Below are 15,744 nucleotides of genomic sequence, written 5' to 3' on the forward strand. Positions count from 1 at the left end.
GGACGCGCCGGACGCGGGTTGGAGGCGCATCGTAGCCGCGCCCATCGCACTCGCTGGTAGCGCAGGCGACAGGGTCGACACCGGGAGGAAACTCAGATTCGCACGACGATCTGCAGGCCCGGATTGGCGTTGCGCACGGTCAGCGAACCGCCGTGCGCCTCCGCAACCAGCCGGCACAGGTACATGCCCAGCCCGACGCCACCGGTGGCCCGCGCCCGCGCACCGTCGGTGCGATAGAAGGGCTCGGTCAGCCGCCCGAGCTGGGCTTCGTCGACGCCCGGGCCGAAATCGCGCACCTCGAGTTCGACGCCCTGCACCTGGCCGTCCACCACCGCGCGCAGCGATACGCACGGCGGCCGGGGCGCCTCGGTGCTGTAGCGCATGGCGTTGTCCAGCAGGTTGCGCACCAGGAGGCGGATGCGCATGCGGTCGATCGAATGCGGCGGCAGGCCTTCGGCCAGATCGAGGTGCACCTTTTCGGCACCCGGCATCTCGGCCACGATCTGACGCACCAGCACCGCAAGGTCGACCGGCTCGCGCTGCAGCGCCGCATGCGGGCTCGCCAGGCGTTCGCTCTCGAGCAGGTCGCTGATCAGGTCGCGCATCTCGTTGAGATCGCGCAGCAGCGCTTCGCGCTCGGCCCGGCCCTCGGGCGTGGCAGGCAGCAACTCGGCGTTGAGCCGGGCGCGCGTGAGCGGCGAGCGCAGCTCGTGGCTCAGCGCCAGCAGCAAGCCACGCTTGGCATCGAGCATGGCCTGGATGTCGTCGGCCATGGTGTTGATGCGCTGCGCGAGGTCGCCCAGGTCGTCGTTGCGGCGCACCGGAATCGGCTCGGTGAACTCGCCCCGGCCGAAGCGCTGCGCGCCTTCGCGGATGTCGATCAGCGGCCGCAGCAACCGGCTCACGTAGGCATAGCCCAGCAGCACGCACGACAGCAGCAGGCCCAGCGTGGCCCAGCCGGTCGCGCGCGGCGCGAGCTGCCAGAGCTTGGGCGCCCAGCCGAAGATGACGCGATGGCCGTCGGCCGTCGGCCGGATGAACCACTTGTCGCCGCCGAACACATCCTCGCGGTCGTGCATCCAGCCGCCGGGGCTGTGCGACCCGCCCGGGTTGGAATCCCAGTTGACCGTGGGGCCGACGATGCGGATCGTGATCGGCAGCCGGGCCACCAGCGCCTGCGCGCGCGTCACGTCGGGCGGCGTGCCGATCTCGGCGACGAGCCGGTCGGCGTAGTCCACCAGCATCGGCTTGGCGGCCTCGGCCCAGCCGGTGGAAAACGCCTTCTTCATGCCGCCCATGAAAACGCCGGCCATCACCAGCGCGAGCAGCACGAACATCATCACGAGACGGATGCGCAGTGACCGGCGCCAGCGGCGCTTGCCCTGCACTTTTTCGTGCCACTGGGCGTGCCATTGCCTGCGCATTTCGGCGCGGCGGCAAGCCATCTGGCGCCACGCTTCGCGGTGGTCCCGTCCGCCGAACCTCATGCAGGCTCGCTGCGTGCCACGGCCAGCGCGTAGCCGGCATTGCGCAGCGTCTTGATGCAGTCCAGCGGCTCCAGCTTCTTGCGCAGGCGGCTCACCACGATGTCGACCGCGCGGGTGTAGAGCTCGGCCTCGTGGCCGCGCAGGCGGTTGAGGATGTCGTCGCGGCTGAAGACCTTGCCGGGCTCGGCCGCCAGCAGCGCGAGCAGTTCGAACTCGGTGCCGGTGAGCTCGACGCGCTCGCCCTGGCGCAGCACCTGGCGCCGGTCGAGATCGATCGAGAGGCCGTCGAACACGCGCAGCTGCGTGCCGTTGTTGCCGCCATTGCCGTTCGCCGTGGCCGGCGTGCTGCGCTGGCGCCGCAGGATGGTCTGCACCCGCGCCACCAGTTCGCGCGGCTCGAAGGGCTTGGGCACATAGTCGTCGGCGCCGAGTTCCAGGCCGACCACGCGGTCCATCACCTCGCCGCGGGCGGTGAGCATCACGATGGGGATGTCGCTCTCCTTGCGGATCTCGCGGCACAGCGCAAAGCCGTCCATCTCGGGCAGCATCACGTCGAGGATGGCCGCGTCGTACTGGCCGGCGCGCAGCTTGGCGAGGCCTTCGCTCGGGCGCACGGCGCTCTCGAGCGTGCAGCCGAAGCGGGCGAAGTAGGTGGTCAGCGGCGCGGCGAGGTGTTCGTCGTCGTCGATCAGCAGGATGCGCGGCATGGCGGGATTGTGCCTCCTGGCAAACATGTGGCGAATGACTTCGCTGGCCATCAGACCGGTCGGCATCGCACCGCCATGGTCAGGCCCGTCACGAGCGTTGTGAGCAGCAGCGCGTGAAAGACGACGTCGGACATCGTGTGCGGACCGATGCCGAGCACGATGGTGATAAGGCCGACCAGCGTGCCGACGAGCGCAAAGCCCTGGCCGAAGATCGCTGCCGGGCGCGCGTGCGCGGGACGCAGCCATGTCTCAACCGAGGCGAGCACCAGCACGGTGGCGATCACCGCCTCGGCGATGCGGGCCTGCGGATGGGCATGGCCCGGCACGAGCAGGCCGGCGTGCACCGTCGATGCGACGCCGAGCGCGAGCGCCTCGACCAGCATCCAGGCGCGCGCGACCTGCGGGCGCAGCACGGGAGCGGTGTCGTTCATCGTCACCATGGATCGGCGCGGCCGACGCGGCCCAGGTGCGTGAGGCCGAAGCCCGAGGCGTACTTGAGCCCGTAGCCAAGTGCGCGGTCCAGGCCGAGGTGCGTGAACCAGATCAGCGCGCCGGCCACGGCCCACGGCATCGCCGCGAGCACGCCGAGCACGAGCAGCGCGACGGGGCCGATGTACGAATGCGCCGCGTTGTAGAGCGCCGCGCCTGCGCGAGGGCCCGCGAGGTAGCCGAGCAGCGACAGGTCGGGCACGAGCAGCCACAGCGCGAACACGCCCCAGCCCAGGCCGAACTGCGTGTAGGCGGCCAATGCCGCGGCCAGCACGACGGCGCCTTCGAGGCGCAGCAGCGTGCGAACGCCGCCCGCCGCTGCGTTGGGCGTGTCAGCCGCGGGCGTGACCCGTGTCGCCCATGCCACAGCTGCCGAAGCACGTTGCGTCATGAGCCCGTGCGCGGAGACCGACTCAGCCACGGTGGCTCCAGCGACGTCCGCCACGGTCCATGAAGTCGCGGACCTTTTGCTGTTGGGCGGCGTTCAGGCTGTCGAAGAAGTCGGCGGCGGCGGCGATGATTTCAGGACTGCCATTGCGTACCGCGGTGGTCTTCTCGTCGATGAGCCGCGTGGCACCGGCCTGGTCGAGCTTGTTGCCCGCGAACAGCGCCTTGAACTGCGAGCGCGGATCGCCCGAGCCGCCCGCGCCACGCAAGGCTTCGCGCTGCGCCTGCAGCTTCTCGGCCAGCACGGTGAGCTTCTGCTTTTGCGCGGTGTCGAGTTCGAGCTTGCTGCCCACGCGCTCGACCATCTTGGTGCGGAACTCGGCGCTGTCGCCGCCCCAGCCGTGACGTTGGCCTGCACAGCCGGCGATGCTGCCAGCCACCATCGCCGCGCCGGCGAAACCGAAGAGAGTGCGCTTGATCCAGTGTTTCATGAGACGTCCTTGTGTTGTCGGAAGAAGAGGAAGCTCGATGGTGCGATTTGCGCGCTCCGAAGTCCTCTCACCGCGGTTTCGGCGTGTTTCGTTTTATTGCGACGTACGAGGCGACAACGCGATGTTGTTGCTCAGAGCTTGCTGCTGTTGTTGCGTGCGGCTTCGGCGCGTGCATCGACGGGGTTCTGCATCGTCGAGATGACCTTGCTGTTCACGCGCGAGCCCGAGGTCACGTTCTGGTCGGGAGCAGCGGCGGTGCGCACGGCTTCGGCCACGACGCGGGCGCGTTCGGTCGAGACCGCCACGGTTTCAGGGCCGCGCGAACCGCGCACGATGTTCTGGTTGGGTGCCGATGCGGTGCGCACGGCTTCGGCGCTGACCTCGGCGCGGCTCATGGCCGACACGGCGGGCTGCACGCCCTGGTAGCTCTCGGCCTTGGCGCCCGCTGCGGCGAGCATGGCGAACGAGCCGACGGTGATGATCTGGGTCAGGGAGAGGGACTTCATGATGCAGGCCTTTCAGGGTGTATTGAGGAGCCCTGATCGTGCTTGCAGAGGCGCGGCAAGTCCTTTCACCGCGGTTTCGGCATGTTTCGTTTTATTGCGGCGCTATTGCTTTCGGATTCAGCAACGCAACGCAACGCCGCGGCTTGCGCGCGGCGCTTGAGATCGAATGGAAGGCAGGCGAGGACGGATGGACAGCGCCCCTCGTCCGACGCACTCGTCAGCCCGTGAGCGCGGCCGAGGGATCGTCCGACTCGAGCACCCCCCGTGCCCAGGGCTCCAGCTTGCTGGTGTCGGCGCGCAGCACTTCCTGCTTCACGGCCAGGATGCGCGACGGATGCATCGAGAAGCTGCGCAGGCCCAGGCCCAGCAGCAGGCGGGTGAAGGCTACGTCGCCCGCCATTTCGCCGCACACGGCCACGCCCTTGCCCTGGCGGCGGCACTCGGTGATGGTGTCGGCCACGAGCTTCAACACCGCGGGGTGCGCGGGGTCGTAGAGGTGCGCGACCGACTCGTCGGCGCGGTCGATGGCCAGCGTGTACTGAATCAGGTCGTTGGTGCCGATCGACAGGAAATCGAAGTGCTTGAGAAAGGTCTTGAGCGTGAGCGCGGCCGCGGGAATCTCGATCATGGCGCCGAGCTTCACGGGGCCGTACACGGCCCCGCGGTTGTCCAGTTCCACACGCGCAAAGTCGATCAGCGAGAGCGTCTGGCGAATCTCGCTCGCGTGCGCGAGCATGGGGATCAGCAGGTGGATCTCGCCGTGCGCCGCGGCGCGCAGGATGGCGCGCAGCTGCGTGAGGAACATCGCCGGATCGGCCAGGCTCCAGCGGATCGCGCGCAGGCCGAGCGCGGGGTTCAGATGCTCCTGCTTGCTGCCGGACTTGTTCTCCAGCTGCTTGTCGGCGCCCACGTCGATGGTGCGGATCGTGACCGGCATGCCCTGCATGCCCTCGACCGCGCGCTTGTAGGCCTGGTACTGCTCTTCCTCGTCGGGCAGGCGGGTCTGGCGCGCTGAAGATTCACGGCCCATGAAGAGGAATTCGCTGCGGAACAAACCCACGCCCACGGCACCCGCCTTGACGGCGCCCACGGTGTCCTCGGGCATCTCGATGTTGGCGAGCAGCTCGACGCGCTGGCCGTCGAGCGTGACGGCGGGCTTGTGACGCAGCCGCGCGAGCCGGCCGCGTTCGAGGTCGCCCTGGCGCTGCTTGAAACCGTACTCGGCCAGGATGATCGGCGAGGGGTCGATGATCATCACGCCGGCGTCGCCGTCGATGATGACCCAGTCGTCCTGGCGCACCAGCTGGCTCGCGGTGCGCGCGCCGACGATGGCCGGAATGTCCATGCTGCGCGCGACGATCGCGGTGTGCGAGGTGCGCCCGCCCACGTCGGTCACGAAGCCCGCGAACACGCTCTTCTTGAACTGGAGCATGTCGGCCGGCGAGAGGTCGTGCGCGATCAGCACCAGCGGCACGTCGATGCCGTCGCCCGCAGTGGGATCGTCATCGTCGTCGTGGGTGGCGGCGCGCTTGCGGCGCGGCGGGCTGGGCGCGAGCACCGCGGCCGTGCCCTTCATTCGGTGCAGCAGGCGCTCGACCACCTGCTCGAGGTCGGCCTTGCGCTCGCGCAGGTACTCGTCCTCCATCTCGTCGAACTGGCGCGCGATGATCTCCAGCTGCGTAGTCAGCGCCCATTCGGCGTTGTAGAGCCGGTCGGTGATCCAGTGCTTGACGCCGCCGGTGAGGGCCTCGTCCTGCAGCAGCATCTGGTGCACCTCGAGCAGCGCGGCGAGCTCGTGCGGCGCGTCGTTCGGGCCCATCTGCGCGACGCTGGTCTGCAGCTTGGCGAGTTCGTCGGCCACGGCGTTGCGCGCGGTGCGCACCCGGTCGATCTCGGTCTCGATTTCCTCGGGCTTGATGAAGTAATGGGCGACGTCGATGCGGCTCGACACCACCAGCACCGCGCGGCCGATGGCAATGCCACGGGCGACAGGGAGGCCGTGGACTGCGAAGGTCATGAGCGTGGACCGAAGGTCATCGGCCGCCGCCGGGCCGCCCCAAGGCGGCCGAGCCCCCTCGGGGGGCGGCGACGACACGCAGTGCGGAGCGTGGGGGCCACATTCATTCGCCTTCGCCGAACTTGTCGTCCATCAACTGGACGATGGCGTTCATCGCTTCTTCTTCCTGCTGGCCATTGGTCTCGAGCTCGACGGTGGAGCCCAGGCCCGCGGCCAGCATCATGACGCCCATGATGCTCTTGGCATTGATGCGGCGGTCGCCGCGCGAGAGCCACACCTCGCAGGGGTAGCTGCCTGCGAGCTTGGTCAGCTTGGCCGATGCGCGTGCGTGCAGGCCCAGCTTATTGCTGATGGTCACGGATTTCTTGATCACTGTGCTTTCTTTTTGCCTGGTTCTGGGGAGCCGCCACCGCCACCTGCATGACGCCTGCGGTGCCACCCGCGATGGCGCGCTGCACGAGCGTGTCGAGCGGTTCGTGGCGGTAGGTGACGGCGCGCAGCAGCATCGGCAGGTTGACGCCGGCCACCAACTTCGAATGGACGCCGTCCACCAGCTTCTGCGCCACGTTGCAGGGCGTGGCGCCGAACACGTCGGCCAGCACCAGCACCTGCGAGCGCGGGGCATGCAGTTGCTGCTGGAGCGTGATGCGTGCGGCCGCCAGCGTTTCCTCGGGCGACACGTTGGGCAGCACGTCGAGCGCGACGACGGCCTGCTCGCAGTCTGGAAACACATGCAGCGCGCACTGCCGCAGCGCCTGCGCGAACGGTGAGTGGGCGATGATGAGGATGCTGTTCATGCGGCTCGGAGGACGACGCGTCGATTATGCGGGGGCGCCCAGGGAAAGTAGAGATAAGACATAACGCATCAGCCCGCGAAAGAACGGACAGTGCCGTCGCTCATGGGAGGCGCAGGCCTTCGAAAAAGGTCTTGGGCGCCTCGGGGGAAGACGGCTTGCCGAGCACAGTCGCCTGGTAGAGCGCCACGGTGCCGTTTTTCTGCGATTGTGCGAACCAGAGCACCTGGACGGGCGCTGCGCCCGATGGCGCCGGTTGCGCGTCGAACCGCACCGGCGCAGGCATCGCGGTCGCCCGCTGCAGGGCTGCGGGGGCTTCGGCCACCTTTGCATCGCCCAGCTGGCCGCGCGTAGCGGCGCGCCAGGCGTTGAGCCAGGCCTCGGCTTGCTCCGGACTGCCGGCGGAGGCATGGGCAATTGCGAAGGTCGCGCCACCGGTCTCGCAGCCGGCCATGTCGACCTGCACGGATTCGGCGCCCAGCGGGAGCGCGCGGTTCGCGCGGTCGGGCTTGCAGGGCAAGAGCGCGACGAGGCCCGCATCGGCGATCGACACCTCGCGCCAGTTGAAGGTGGGGCTGCAGGCGGCGAGGAAGGTGGCCGCGGCTGTCAGCGCAAGCCAGGGGCGGGGGGCGAACGACGGCATGGGGGAGCGATTATCGAGCCGGCCCGGGCACACGCCAGCACGATCCCGCAGGCGGAACTAAAATCGCGCCGCCCTTCTCTCTCCCGCTGCCATGAAAAAATACATCGCTGCCGCCGCCGTCGCTCTTGCATTGGCCGTCGGCGTGGGCGTGTACCTCGGCTCCGGCAACACGGCGGCCCCGGCCTCCACCTTCGTGCTGCTGGACGGCAGCCAGAAGACCACCGCCGACCTGAAGGGCAAGGTCACCCTGGTCAACTTCTGGGCCACGAGCTGCGTGACCTGCGTCGGCGAGATGCCCAAGGTCATCGCGACCTACGACAAGTACAAGTCCAGGGGCTACGACACGCTGGCGGTGGCCATGAGCTACGACCCGCCAAGCTACGTCGTCAACTTCGCCGAAACCCGCAAGCTGCCGTTCAAGGTGGCGATCGACAACACCGGCAGCGTGGCGCAAGCCTGGGGCGACGTGAAGCTCACGCCGACCACCTACCTGGTCAACAAGCAGGGCGAAATCGTGAAGCGCTACGTCGGCGAGCCCGACTTTGCCGAACTGCACAAGCTCATCGAGAAGCTGCTCGCCGAGGCCTGACGCCTCTTCGATCCACCCGCAAAAAAGGCGCTACCCGGTAGCGCCTTTTGTTTTTTGCGGCCGCTCTTACTGATTGCGGAAACTGTCGTGGCAGGCCTTGCAGCTCGCGCCGGTCGGGCCGAACTGGGCCTTGAGCGCGTCGATGTTGCCGGCCTTGGCCGCGACCACCAGCTTGCCGGTTTCCTCGATGAGCTTCTGCTGGCGCTCCTTGAACTTGGCGTCTTCCTTCCAGACTTCGGGCTTGGCCTTGCCGCCCTCGGTGCCGGGGCCGAAGCCGGCCCAGGGCAACTTGGCCATCTCGGCCACGATTTCGGCGTTGGCTGCGGCAGCCGCGGCGTCGTAGGGAACCCGGCCGTTGGCCATGGCGCCCAGGCGACCGAAATGCTGGCTCATCACGAACAGCGCGCTCTGGCGGTACTTGATGGCGTCCTCGGGCTTGGCGAACTGGGCGGCGGCGGGCAGGGACATCGCAGCGCAGGTGGCTGCAAGGGCGAACGAGGCAAATCGGGTCATCGTGGGTCCTTGTGTGGGTGGGCAACGCCGTCGAACGCAGCGCTGCGGCCGAGTGTAGGGGCAGCCCATGTCGGGCGCATAGCAACAACCCGAAGCAGCCTTGCGCCCGGACTTTGCTAATCTGCGCCTTCCGCAGCCTCGCGCATCCGCGCCCCCATCGATGACCGACACCTCCGTGGCCGCCCTCCAGGCGACCGCCAGCACCGCGGCCCCCACGCGCGTCTGGGACCTGCCGACGCGTCTTTTTCACTGGGCATTGGCCATTGCCGTGCTCGGCCTGATCGGCACCGGCCTGAACGGCATCATGGAATGGCACTTTCGCCTCGGGTACACGGTGCTAGCGCTGTTGCTGTTCCGGCTGCTGTGGGGCTTCGTGGGCGGGCGCTGGTCGCGCTTTGCGGCGTTCATCTACGCGCCGGGTTCGGTCCTCAACTACCTGCGCGGGCGGGCGCACCCGGACCACCTGATCGGGCACACGCCGCTGGGTGCCCTTTCGGTGTTCGCGGTGCTGGCGATCCTGGCGTTCCAGGTCGCCACCGGGCTGATGGCCGACGACGAGATCTCCGCCTCCGGGCCGCTCACCCGCTTCGTCTCGGGTGCGGTCGTGAGCTTTGCCACCGGCTGGCACAAGGCGCAGGGCAAGTGGATCGTGATCGTCCTCGTGAGCCTGCATGTGCTGGCCGTGCTGTTCTACGTACTGGGCAAGCGGCATCGCCTCGTGCGGCCGATGGTGACGGGCGACAAGCTGGTCTCGAGCGCAAACGGCCAGGTCGCCGGAAGCCGCGACGACGCGGCTTCGCGCGGGCTGGCGCTGGTGCTGTTCGCGCTGTGCGCCGGCGTGGCGTACTGGGTCGCGTCGTTGCGCGTATGAGCTCTTCGGTTTCACGCCCTCTGCCGCTGGCGGACACGCCGGTCGTCGTGCTGCTCACGCCCGATGAAATCCACGAGATCGATGCCGCGCGCGCGATCTTTCGCGACTATGCGGCCTCGCTGAACATCGACCTGGACTTCCAGGATTTCGACAGCGAACTGGCCGACCTGCCGGGTGAATATGCCGAGCCGCGCGGCACGCTGGTACTGGCGCTCGTGGACCCGGCGAACATCAAGGAAGAAGCGGGCCGGCAGGCTCCGACGCTGCAGCGCACCGATGGCTCGCTGGCGCACGTGGCAGGGTGCTGCGCCCTGCGTCCGCTCGACAACGCGGACTATGCGAATGCGGCGGAGATGAAACGGCTGTTCGTGCGGCCTGGCTTCCGAGGCCTCGGGTTGGGCCGGCAACTGGCCGAAGCGATCCTCGACGCCGCGCGCGCCGCAGGCTACGGCTGCGTACTGCTCGATACGCTCGACGACATGGAATCGGCGCGGGCACTCTACGAAGACCTGGGCTTCGTGGAAGTGCCGCCCTACTATCACAACCCCATCGCTGGGGCTCACTACCTCAAGGCCGATCTCTGAACGATCGGCTGATCGATCACCCGCGGGCTTGCGCCAGCAGCGTGTCCGCGTCGCTGACTTCGAACTTGCCCGGCGCTTCGACGTTGAGCGTCGCGACCTTGCCATCCTTCACGAGCATCGAATAGCGGTTGCTGCGCAGGCCCATGCCACGGCCCGTCAGGTCGAGCGTGAGGCCGGTGGCCTTGGCGAAATCGGCGCTGCCGTCGGCCAGCATGCGCACCTTGGCGCCGGTCTTCTGGTCACGCGCCCAGGCGCCCATCACGAAGGCGTCGTTCACGCTCACGCACCAGATCTCGTCCACACCGGCGGCCTTGAAATCGTCGAAGTGCTGCACGTAGCCCGGCACGTGCTTGGCCGAGCAGGTGGGCGTGAAGGCGCCCGGCAGCGCGAACAGCGCAATGGTCTTGCCGGCCGAAGCCTTGCTCACGTCCACAGCGTTCGGGCCGATGCTGCAGCCTTCGCCTTCGACTTCGGAATATTCCTGCAGGGTTGCCGAAGGAAGGGTGTCACCGACTTTGATCATTGAATGCTCCTGAAAAAGAAAAACGGCCCACATTGTGGGCCGTTTCCGGTTGAGTCGTTGGACTCGAAGATCAGACCAGCACGGCCTTCTCGACCAAACGGGTCACAACCCAGTTCTTGGTCTTCGAGATCGGACGGCTTTCCGTGATCTCGATGGTGTCGCCCAGCTTGTACTCGCCCTTTTCGTCATGGGCGTGGTACTTGCTCGTCTTGGCCACGATCTTGCCGTACAGCTCGTGCTTCACACGGCGCTCGACCAGCACGGTCACGGTCTTGGCACGCTTGTCGCTGACCACCTTGCCGATCAAGGTGCGCTTGAGGGATTTTTTAGCTTCCGTCATGTTCACTCCTTACTTGGCGGCTTGGGTTTCTTGCTGCTTCTGCGCAAGAATGGTCTTGGCGCGCGCGATGTCGCGGCGCGTCACGCGCAGCGTCGAGGTGTTCGACAGCTGTTGCGTGGCTTTCTGCATGCGCAGACCGAAATGGGCCTTCTGCAGGTCCTTGATTTCGGCTTCGAGGCCTGCGACGTCCTTCGTGCGAAGGGTTGCAGCCTTGGTGACCTTGGCCGGAGCCGCGGTTTCTTTTTTCTTACGTGTTGCCATGGATGTTCTCCTCTCAGGCGCCGAGCTGGCGAGCGACGAACGTCGTACGCAGCGGAAGCTTGGCGGCGGCCAGGCGGAACGCTTCGCGGGCGAGCTCTTCGGGCACGCCGACGATCTCGAACACGATCTTGCCAGGCTGGATTTCAGCGACGTAGTACTCGGGGTTGCCCTTACCGTTACCCATCCGCACTTCGGCGGGCTTGGTCGAGATTGGCTTGTCCGGGAACACGCGGATCCAGATACGGCCACCGCGCTTCACGTGACGCGAGATCGCGCGACGAGCGGCTTCGATCTGGCGCGCCGTGAGGCGGCCGCGGTCGGTGCATTTGAGACCGAAGTCACCGAACGCAACCGAGTTACCCGTGGTTGCGATGCCGGTGTTGCGGCCCTTTTGTTCCTTGCGGAACTTTCTGCGTGCAGGTTGCAGCATTTTTGTTACTCCGTAGTTCTAAGACCAATTACTCGGTCTTGGCACCGTCAGCTGCTGCAGCTGGCGCGGCTTTGCGGACGCGCTTAACGGCGGGTTTCGAGTCTGCACCGGCACCGCCGGTTGCTTCGGCGGGCTTGTCGCTGCCATCGGCCGGAGCGGTGTTGCCACCGATCGGGCCGCGGGCGCCGGCACGGGGGCCGGGACCACGACGATCCGAACCCGGACGGTCGCCACCCGGGCGGCCATCGCGGCGCGGACCGCGCGGACGACGTTCTTCTTCAGGACGCGGCGTTTCGACGGCCGGCAGGTCGTTGCGACCCAGCGTGTCGCCCTTGTAGACCCAGACCTTGACGCCGATGACGCCGTACGTGGTCTTGGCTTCCGAGGTGCCGTAGTCGATGTCGGCACGCAGGGTGTGAAGCGGCACGCGACCTTCGCGATACCACTCGCAACGAGCGATTTCGATGCCGTTCAGGCGGCCCGACGACATGATCTTGATGCCCAGGGCACCCAGACGCATGGCGTTCTGCATGGCGCGCTTCATGGCACGGCGGAACATGATCCGCTTTTCGAGCTGCTGCGTGATGCTGTCGGCGATCAGTTGCGCATCGATTTCGGGCTTGCGCACTTCTTCGATGTTGACTGCGACCGGCACGCCGAGCTGCTTGCCCAGTTCGCGCTTGAGGTTCTCGATGTCTTCGCCCTTCTTGCCGATCACGACGCCCGGACGTGCCGAGTAGATCGTGATGCGAGCGTTCTTGGCGGGGCGTTCGATCATGACGCGCGAGACCGAAGCGTTCTTCAGCTTCTTCTTCAGGTATTCGCGAACCTTGATGTCTTCGGCCAGCATGCCCGCGAAATCGCGGTCGCTTGCGTACCAGCGGCTGGACCAGTTACGGGTGACCGCAAGGCGGAACCCGGTTGGGTGGATTTTCTGTCCCATATTTCTTCCAGGCCTTCTTAGTTGCCAACCGTCACGTACACATGGCACGTGGGCTTGCTGATGCGATTGCCGCGACCCTTGGCCCGCGCGGTAAAGCGCTTGAGCGTTGCACCTTGCTCGACGTAGATGGTCTTGACCTTCAGCTCGTCGATGTCGGCACCGTCGTTGTGCTCGGCGTTGGCAATTGCCGACTCGAGCACCTTCTTGATGATCACAGCGGCCTTTTTCTGCGTGAACTGCAGAACGTTGAGCGCTTGATCGACCTTCTTGCCGCGGATCAGGTCCGCGACCAGACGGCCCTTGTCGACCGAGAGGCGGACACCGCGGAGGACTGCACGTGTTTCAGACATGGTCGTTCCTTACTTCTTCTGGACTTTTTTGTCCGCGGGGTGCCCCTTGAACGTGCGCGTGAGCGCAAATTCGCCGAGCTTGTGGCCGACCATCTGGTCGGTGATGTACACAGGCACGTGTTGCTTGCCGTTGTGCACGGCGATGGTCAGACCGATGAACTCGGGCAGAACCATCGAACGACGCGACCAGGTCTTGATCGGCTTCTTGTCCTTGGTCGTCACAGCCTTGTCGGCCTTGGCCACCAGGTGGTGGTCGACGAAAGGACCCTTTTTGAGAGAGCGAGTCATGGGCTATCCCTTACTTCTTGCGACGCGACACGATGAAGACCTGCGTGCGCTTGTTGTTACGGGTGCGATAGCCCTTGGTCAGGTTGCCCCATGGGTCGACAGGGTGGCGGCCTTCGCCAGTCTTGCCTTCGCCACCACCGTGCGGGTGGTCGACCGGGTTCATCACCACACCGCGAACGGTCGGGCGAATACCCATGTGACGCTTCACACCGGCCTTGCCGAGTTGGCGCAGGCTGTGCTCTTCGTTGGCCACTTCGCCGATGGTCGCGCGGCATTCGATGTGGATGCGACGCACCTCACCCGAACGCATGCGGACCTGGGCGTAGACGCCTTCGCGAGCCAGCAGCGTGGCCGACGTACCGGCCGAACGCGCGATCTGCGCGCCCTTGCCGGGTTGCAGTTCGATGCAGTGGATCGTCGAGCCGACCGGGATGTTGCGGATCGGCAGGGTGTTGCCGGCGCGGATCGGGGCTTCGGCGCCCGACAGCAGCGTTGCACCGGCTTCAAGACCGCGCGGGGCGATGATGTAGCGGCGCTCGCCGTCGGCGTAGCAGACCAGAGCGATGTGGGCGGTGCGGTTCGGGTCGTACTCGATGCGTTCGACCTTGGCCGGGATGCCGTCCTTGTTGCGCACGAAGTCGACAACGCGGTAGTGGTGCTTGGCACCGCCGCCACGATGACGGATCGTGATGTGGCCGTTGTTGTTACGGCCGGCCTTCTGGAACTGAGGTTCCAGCAGGGGAGCGTGAGGAGCACCCTTGAACAGGTGGTCACGCGAAATCTTCACCGCGCCGCGTTGGCCCGGCGAAGTGGGTTTCATCTTGATGACGGCCATGATTAAGCGCCTTCCCCGACGAGGTTGAGCTCTTGACCCGGCTTCAGGGTCACATAGGCCTTGCGAACGTTGTCGCGGCGGCCGATGGACTTGCCAAAGCGCTTGGTCTTGCCCTTGGTGTTGAGCACCGACACGCCCTGGACTTCGACCTTGAACATCAGTTCGACAGCGGCCTTGATCTCGGGCTTGGTGGCGTCTTGCAGCACCTTGAAAGTGACAGCGTTCGACTTCTCGCCGACCATCGTTGCCTTTTCGGACACGATCGGGGCGACCAGCACCGCCATCAGGCGGCCTTCTTCGAACGTACGTTCAGCGGCGGTAGGGTTCACGCGGCTCATGCGAACATCTCCTTGAGCTTGTCGACGGCACCCTTGGTGACCAGCACCTTCTTGTAGTGAACCAGCGACACCGGATCGGCGTAACGGGGTTCGACCACGAGGATGTTGACCAGATTGCGCGAGGCAAGGTACAGGTTTTCGTCGACTTCTTCGGCGATCACGAGCACGGACTCGAGATTCATTGCCTTGAAACGGGCTGCCAGCGGCTTCGTCTTGGGCGAATCCACGGTCAGCGAATCCACCACGGCCAGACGGCCTTCGCGAGCGAGCTGCGAGAAGATGGCGGCCATGCCGGCGCGGTACATCTTCTTGTTGATCTTCTGCGAGAAGTTTTCGTCAGGCATGTTCGGGAAGATACGGCCACCCCCGCGCCACAGCGGCGAGGACGTCATACCGGCACGGGCACGGCCCGTTCCCTTTTGCTTGAAAGGCTTCTTGGTCGAGTGCTTGACCTGCTCGCGGTCCTTCTGGGCGCGCGTGCCTTGGCGGGCATTGGCCTGGAATGCAACGACGATCTGGTGAACCAGGTCTTCGTTGTAGTCACGGCCGAACACGGTCTCGGGGGCGTCGTACTTCGACGCGGCCTGGCCTTGTTCGTTCAGGAGTTCGAGTTGCATTACTTCGCTCCTTCAGCCGCTTGCGGCTTGGCCTTGATGGCGGGACGCACGGTGACGAAGCCACCCTTCGAACCCGGGATCGCGCCCTTGATGAGCAGCAGTTGACGCGCTTCGTCGATGCGGAAGACATCGAGGTTTTGCGTGGTCTTGGTCACATCGCCGAGGTGACCCGTCATGCGCTTGCCGGGGAACACGCGACCGGGGTCTTGTGCCATGCCGATCGAGCCAGGAACGTTGTGCGAACGGCTGTTACCGTGCGACGCGCGTTGCGAGCTCATGTTGTGGCGCTTGATCGTGCCTGCGAAGCCCTTGCCGATGGAAGTGCCTTGCACGTCCACCTTCTGGCCCACAGAGAACACGCTGCCCGCTGCGATCACGCCGCCAGCTTTGTGCTGACCTGCGGTTTCTGCGGTGACGCGGAATTCCTGGATGATTTCACCAGCTTCGACACCCGCCTTGGCGAGGTGGCCGGCTTCGGGCTTGGTCACGCGCGATGCTTTGCGCGAACCGAACGTCACCTGCAGGGCGACGTAGCCATCGGTCTCTTGGGACTTGATCTGGGTCACACGGTTGTTGGACACATCCACCACCGTGACAGGAACTGCGTCCCCGTCATCGGTGAAGAGACGCATCATCCCCACCTTGCGGCCCAGCAACCCGAGGGAGTTGCTCAGACTCATTTGTTTTCTCCAAAAATGGAAGCTCCCTTCGCCGCTGCCACTTCAATTGGCGACAGCGTTT

Annotated in this window: 25 protein-coding genes; 3 read left to right on the forward strand and 22 right to left on the reverse strand. The window is 66.1% G+C overall.

The annotated features are described in order from the left end of the window. Positions 1-92: 92 nt before the first annotated feature. From ACSFA7_RS08735 to ACSFA7_RS08780, 10 genes are all read right to left on the reverse strand, one after another. Positions 93-1,445, reverse strand: a complete 1,353-nt coding sequence (locus ACSFA7_RS08735) for a HAMP domain-containing sensor histidine kinase (protein WP_435499557.1) — start codon at positions 1,443-1,445, stop codon at positions 93-95. Positions 1,446-1,483: 38 nt separating this feature from the next. Beyond that, positions 1,484-2,194 (reverse strand): response regulator transcription factor, encoded by a 711-nt coding sequence (locus tag ACSFA7_RS08740; protein WP_435499030.1) that lies wholly within the window; start codon positions 2,192-2,194, stop codon positions 1,484-1,486. A 50-nt stretch (positions 2,195-2,244) separates the two neighbouring features. Further along, the gene (locus ACSFA7_RS08745) at positions 2,245-2,625 is read right to left on the reverse strand and encodes a hypothetical protein (protein WP_435499031.1); all 381 of its coding nucleotides are present in this window, start codon (positions 2,623-2,625) and stop codon (positions 2,245-2,247) included. 2 nt (positions 2,626-2,627) lie between these two features. Continuing rightward, positions 2,628-3,074 (reverse strand): DUF4260 domain-containing protein, encoded by a 447-nt coding sequence (locus ACSFA7_RS08750; RefSeq protein ID WP_435499032.1) that lies wholly within the window; start codon positions 3,072-3,074, stop codon positions 2,628-2,630. Between the two features lie 22 nt (positions 3,075-3,096). Then, positions 3,097-3,561, reverse strand: coding sequence for a Spy/CpxP family protein refolding chaperone (locus ACSFA7_RS08755; protein ID WP_435499033.1), 465 nt, complete (start codon positions 3,559-3,561; stop codon positions 3,097-3,099). A 131-nt stretch (positions 3,562-3,692) separates the two neighbouring features. Next, positions 3,693-4,067, reverse strand: a complete 375-nt coding sequence (locus ACSFA7_RS08760) for a DUF4148 domain-containing protein (RefSeq protein ID WP_435499034.1) — start codon at positions 4,065-4,067, stop codon at positions 3,693-3,695. Between the two features lie 217 nt (positions 4,068-4,284). Continuing rightward, entirely contained in the window at positions 4,285-6,084 is a 1,800-nt protein-coding gene (gene ptsP, locus ACSFA7_RS08765) for a phosphoenolpyruvate--protein phosphotransferase (protein WP_435499035.1), read from the reverse strand. 103 nt (positions 6,085-6,187) lie between these two features. After that, a complete protein-coding gene (locus ACSFA7_RS08770) occupies positions 6,188-6,457 on the reverse strand; it encodes an HPr family phosphocarrier protein (protein WP_013543930.1) in 270 nt (89 codons plus the stop codon). Beyond that, entirely contained in the window at positions 6,426-6,881 is a 456-nt protein-coding gene (locus ACSFA7_RS08775; RefSeq protein WP_042578717.1) for a PTS sugar transporter subunit IIA, read from the reverse strand. The genes ACSFA7_RS08770 and ACSFA7_RS08775 overlap by 32 nt, the downstream gene beginning before the upstream one ends. 100 nt (positions 6,882-6,981) lie before the next feature. Next, complete coding sequence (locus ACSFA7_RS08780; RefSeq protein ID WP_435499036.1) at positions 6,982-7,521, reverse strand: hypothetical protein; 540 nt, start codon at positions 7,519-7,521, stop codon at positions 6,982-6,984. 91 nt (positions 7,522-7,612) lie between these two features. On the opposite strand from ACSFA7_RS08780, the gene ACSFA7_RS08785 reads away from it, so the two are divergent. Further along, the gene (locus tag ACSFA7_RS08785; protein ID WP_307651355.1) at positions 7,613-8,110 is read left to right on the forward strand and encodes a TlpA family protein disulfide reductase; all 498 of its coding nucleotides are present in this window, start codon (positions 7,613-7,615) and stop codon (positions 8,108-8,110) included. A 66-nt stretch (positions 8,111-8,176) separates the two neighbouring features. On the opposite strand, the gene ACSFA7_RS08790 is transcribed toward ACSFA7_RS08785, so the two are convergent. Then, entirely contained in the window at positions 8,177-8,623 is a 447-nt protein-coding gene (locus tag ACSFA7_RS08790; RefSeq protein ID WP_435499037.1) for a c-type cytochrome, read from the reverse strand. A 160-nt stretch (positions 8,624-8,783) separates the two neighbouring features. Here ACSFA7_RS08790 and ACSFA7_RS08795 point away from each other — a divergent pair, with 160 nt between their 5' ends. Together ACSFA7_RS08795 and ACSFA7_RS08800 are read left to right on the forward strand one after the other, a co-directional pair. Then, complete coding sequence (locus ACSFA7_RS08795; RefSeq protein WP_435499038.1) at positions 8,784-9,494, forward strand: cytochrome b/b6 domain-containing protein; 711 nt, start codon at positions 8,784-8,786, stop codon at positions 9,492-9,494. Then, positions 9,491-10,078, forward strand: coding sequence for a GNAT family N-acetyltransferase (locus ACSFA7_RS08800; RefSeq protein WP_435499039.1), 588 nt, complete (start codon positions 9,491-9,493; stop codon positions 10,076-10,078). The genes ACSFA7_RS08795 and ACSFA7_RS08800 overlap by 4 nt, the downstream gene beginning before the upstream one ends. Positions 10,079-10,094: 16 nt before the next feature. Here ACSFA7_RS08800 and ACSFA7_RS08805 read toward each other — a convergent pair whose 3' ends face one another. The 11 genes from ACSFA7_RS08805 to rplC form a co-directional block, all read right to left on the reverse strand. Beyond that, positions 10,095-10,601 carry a peroxiredoxin gene (locus ACSFA7_RS08805; protein WP_093079077.1) on the reverse strand — a complete coding sequence of 169 codons (507 nt, stop codon included), beginning with the start codon at positions 10,599-10,601 and terminating at the stop codon, positions 10,095-10,097. Between the two features lie 70 nt (positions 10,602-10,671). Then, a complete protein-coding gene (gene rpsQ, locus ACSFA7_RS08810) occupies positions 10,672-10,941 on the reverse strand; it encodes a 30S ribosomal protein S17 (RefSeq protein ID WP_015867662.1) in 270 nt (89 codons plus the stop codon). Positions 10,942-10,950: 9 nt separating this feature from the next. Continuing rightward, entirely contained in the window at positions 10,951-11,202 is a 252-nt protein-coding gene (rpmC, locus tag ACSFA7_RS08815) for a 50S ribosomal protein L29 (RefSeq protein ID WP_206175965.1), read from the reverse strand. A 13-nt stretch (positions 11,203-11,215) separates the two neighbouring features. Further along, complete coding sequence (gene rplP / locus ACSFA7_RS08820; RefSeq protein ID WP_007838137.1) at positions 11,216-11,632, reverse strand: 50S ribosomal protein L16; 417 nt, start codon at positions 11,630-11,632, stop codon at positions 11,216-11,218. Positions 11,633-11,660: 28 nt separating this feature from the next. Further along, on the reverse strand, positions 11,661-12,575 hold the full coding sequence (gene rpsC, locus ACSFA7_RS08825; protein WP_013543940.1) for a 30S ribosomal protein S3: 915 nt from the start codon (positions 12,573-12,575) through the stop codon (positions 11,661-11,663). A 17-nt stretch (positions 12,576-12,592) separates the two neighbouring features. After that, complete coding sequence (gene rplV / locus ACSFA7_RS08830; RefSeq protein WP_007838134.1) at positions 12,593-12,925, reverse strand: 50S ribosomal protein L22; 333 nt, start codon at positions 12,923-12,925, stop codon at positions 12,593-12,595. 9 nt (positions 12,926-12,934) lie between these two features. Continuing rightward, positions 12,935-13,213: a 30S ribosomal protein S19 gene (gene rpsS / locus ACSFA7_RS08835; protein WP_007838132.1), complete on the reverse strand. Its 279-nt coding sequence runs from the start codon at positions 13,211-13,213 to the stop codon at positions 12,935-12,937. 10 nt (positions 13,214-13,223) lie between these two features. Continuing rightward, complete coding sequence (rplB, locus tag ACSFA7_RS08840; protein ID WP_007838130.1) at positions 13,224-14,048, reverse strand: 50S ribosomal protein L2; 825 nt, start codon at positions 14,046-14,048, stop codon at positions 13,224-13,226. A 2-nt stretch (positions 14,049-14,050) separates the two neighbouring features. Beyond that, on the reverse strand, positions 14,051-14,386 hold the full coding sequence (rplW, locus tag ACSFA7_RS08845; protein WP_007838129.1) for a 50S ribosomal protein L23: 336 nt from the start codon (positions 14,384-14,386) through the stop codon (positions 14,051-14,053). Then, positions 14,383-15,003 carry a 50S ribosomal protein L4 gene (rplD, locus tag ACSFA7_RS08850; RefSeq protein ID WP_013543942.1) on the reverse strand — a complete coding sequence of 207 codons (621 nt, stop codon included), beginning with the start codon at positions 15,001-15,003 and terminating at the stop codon, positions 14,383-14,385. The genes rplW and rplD overlap by 4 nt, the downstream gene beginning before the upstream one ends. After that, positions 15,003-15,683, reverse strand: a complete 681-nt coding sequence (gene rplC, locus ACSFA7_RS08855; RefSeq protein WP_013543943.1) for a 50S ribosomal protein L3 — start codon at positions 15,681-15,683, stop codon at positions 15,003-15,005. The genes rplD and rplC overlap by 1 nt, the downstream gene beginning before the upstream one ends. Between the last annotated feature and the right edge of the window lie 61 nt (positions 15,684-15,744).

Origin of the sequence: Variovorax trehalosi (assembly GCF_051216415.1) — a bacterium.
GTDB lineage: Bacteria > Pseudomonadota > Gammaproteobacteria > Burkholderiales > Burkholderiaceae_C > Variovorax.

Bases quoted from the DNA above. Each gene is read 5' to 3' on its own strand.
- ACSFA7_RS08735 (WP_435499557.1), bottom strand. From the start codon at position 1,445: ATGGCTTGCCGCCGCGCCGAAATGCGCAGGCAATGGCACGCCCAGTGG.
- ACSFA7_RS08740 (WP_435499030.1), bottom strand. From the start codon at position 2,194: ATGCCGCGCATCCTGCTGATCGACGACGACGAACACCTCGCCGCGCCG.
- ACSFA7_RS08745 (WP_435499031.1), bottom strand. From the start codon at position 2,625: ATGAACGACACCGCTCCCGTGCTGCGCCCGCAGGTCGCGCGCGCCTGG.
- ACSFA7_RS08750 (WP_435499032.1), bottom strand. From the start codon at position 3,074: ATGACGCAACGTGCTTCGGCAGCTGTGGCATGGGCGACACGGGTCACG.
- ACSFA7_RS08755 (WP_435499033.1), bottom strand. From the start codon at position 3,561: ATGAAACACTGGATCAAGCGCACTCTCTTCGGTTTCGCCGGCGCGGCG.
- ACSFA7_RS08760 (WP_435499034.1), bottom strand. From the start codon at position 4,067: ATGAAGTCCCTCTCCCTGACCCAGATCATCACCGTCGGCTCGTTCGCC.
- ptsP (WP_435499035.1), bottom strand. From the start codon at position 6,084: ATGACCTTCGCAGTCCACGGCCTCCCTGTCGCCCGTGGCATTGCCATC.
- ACSFA7_RS08775 (WP_042578717.1), bottom strand. From the start codon at position 6,881: ATGAACAGCATCCTCATCATCGCCCACTCACCGTTCGCGCAGGCGCTG.
- ACSFA7_RS08780 (WP_435499036.1), bottom strand. From the start codon at position 7,521: ATGCCGTCGTTCGCCCCCCGCCCCTGGCTTGCGCTGACAGCCGCGGCC.
- ACSFA7_RS08785 (WP_307651355.1), top strand. From the start codon at position 7,613: ATGAAAAAATACATCGCTGCCGCCGCCGTCGCTCTTGCATTGGCCGTC.
- ACSFA7_RS08790 (WP_435499037.1), bottom strand. From the start codon at position 8,623: ATGACCCGATTTGCCTCGTTCGCCCTTGCAGCCACCTGCGCTGCGATG.
- ACSFA7_RS08795 (WP_435499038.1), top strand. From the start codon at position 8,784: ATGACCGACACCTCCGTGGCCGCCCTCCAGGCGACCGCCAGCACCGCG.
- ACSFA7_RS08800 (WP_435499039.1), top strand. From the start codon at position 9,491: ATGAGCTCTTCGGTTTCACGCCCTCTGCCGCTGGCGGACACGCCGGTC.
- ACSFA7_RS08805 (WP_093079077.1), bottom strand. From the start codon at position 10,601: ATGATCAAAGTCGGTGACACCCTTCCTTCGGCAACCCTGCAGGAATAT.
- rpsQ (WP_015867662.1), bottom strand. From the start codon at position 10,941: ATGACGGAAGCTAAAAAATCCCTCAAGCGCACCTTGATCGGCAAGGTG.
- rpmC (WP_206175965.1), bottom strand. From the start codon at position 11,202: ATGGCAACACGTAAGAAAAAAGAAACCGCGGCTCCGGCCAAGGTCACC.
- rplP (WP_007838137.1), bottom strand. From the start codon at position 11,632: ATGCTGCAACCTGCACGCAGAAAGTTCCGCAAGGAACAAAAGGGCCGC.
- rpsC (WP_013543940.1), bottom strand. From the start codon at position 12,575: ATGGGACAGAAAATCCACCCAACCGGGTTCCGCCTTGCGGTCACCCGT.
- rplV (WP_007838134.1), bottom strand. From the start codon at position 12,925: ATGTCTGAAACACGTGCAGTCCTCCGCGGTGTCCGCCTCTCGGTCGAC.
- rpsS (WP_007838132.1), bottom strand. From the start codon at position 13,213: ATGACTCGCTCTCTCAAAAAGGGTCCTTTCGTCGACCACCACCTGGTG.
- rplB (WP_007838130.1), bottom strand. From the start codon at position 14,048: ATGGCCGTCATCAAGATGAAACCCACTTCGCCGGGCCAACGCGGCGCG.
- rplW (WP_007838129.1), bottom strand. From the start codon at position 14,386: ATGAGCCGCGTGAACCCTACCGCCGCTGAACGTACGTTCGAAGAAGGC.
- rplD (WP_013543942.1), bottom strand. From the start codon at position 15,003: ATGCAACTCGAACTCCTGAACGAACAAGGCCAGGCCGCGTCGAAGTAC.
- rplC (WP_013543943.1), bottom strand. From the start codon at position 15,683: ATGAGTCTGAGCAACTCCCTCGGGTTGCTGGGCCGCAAGGTGGGGATG.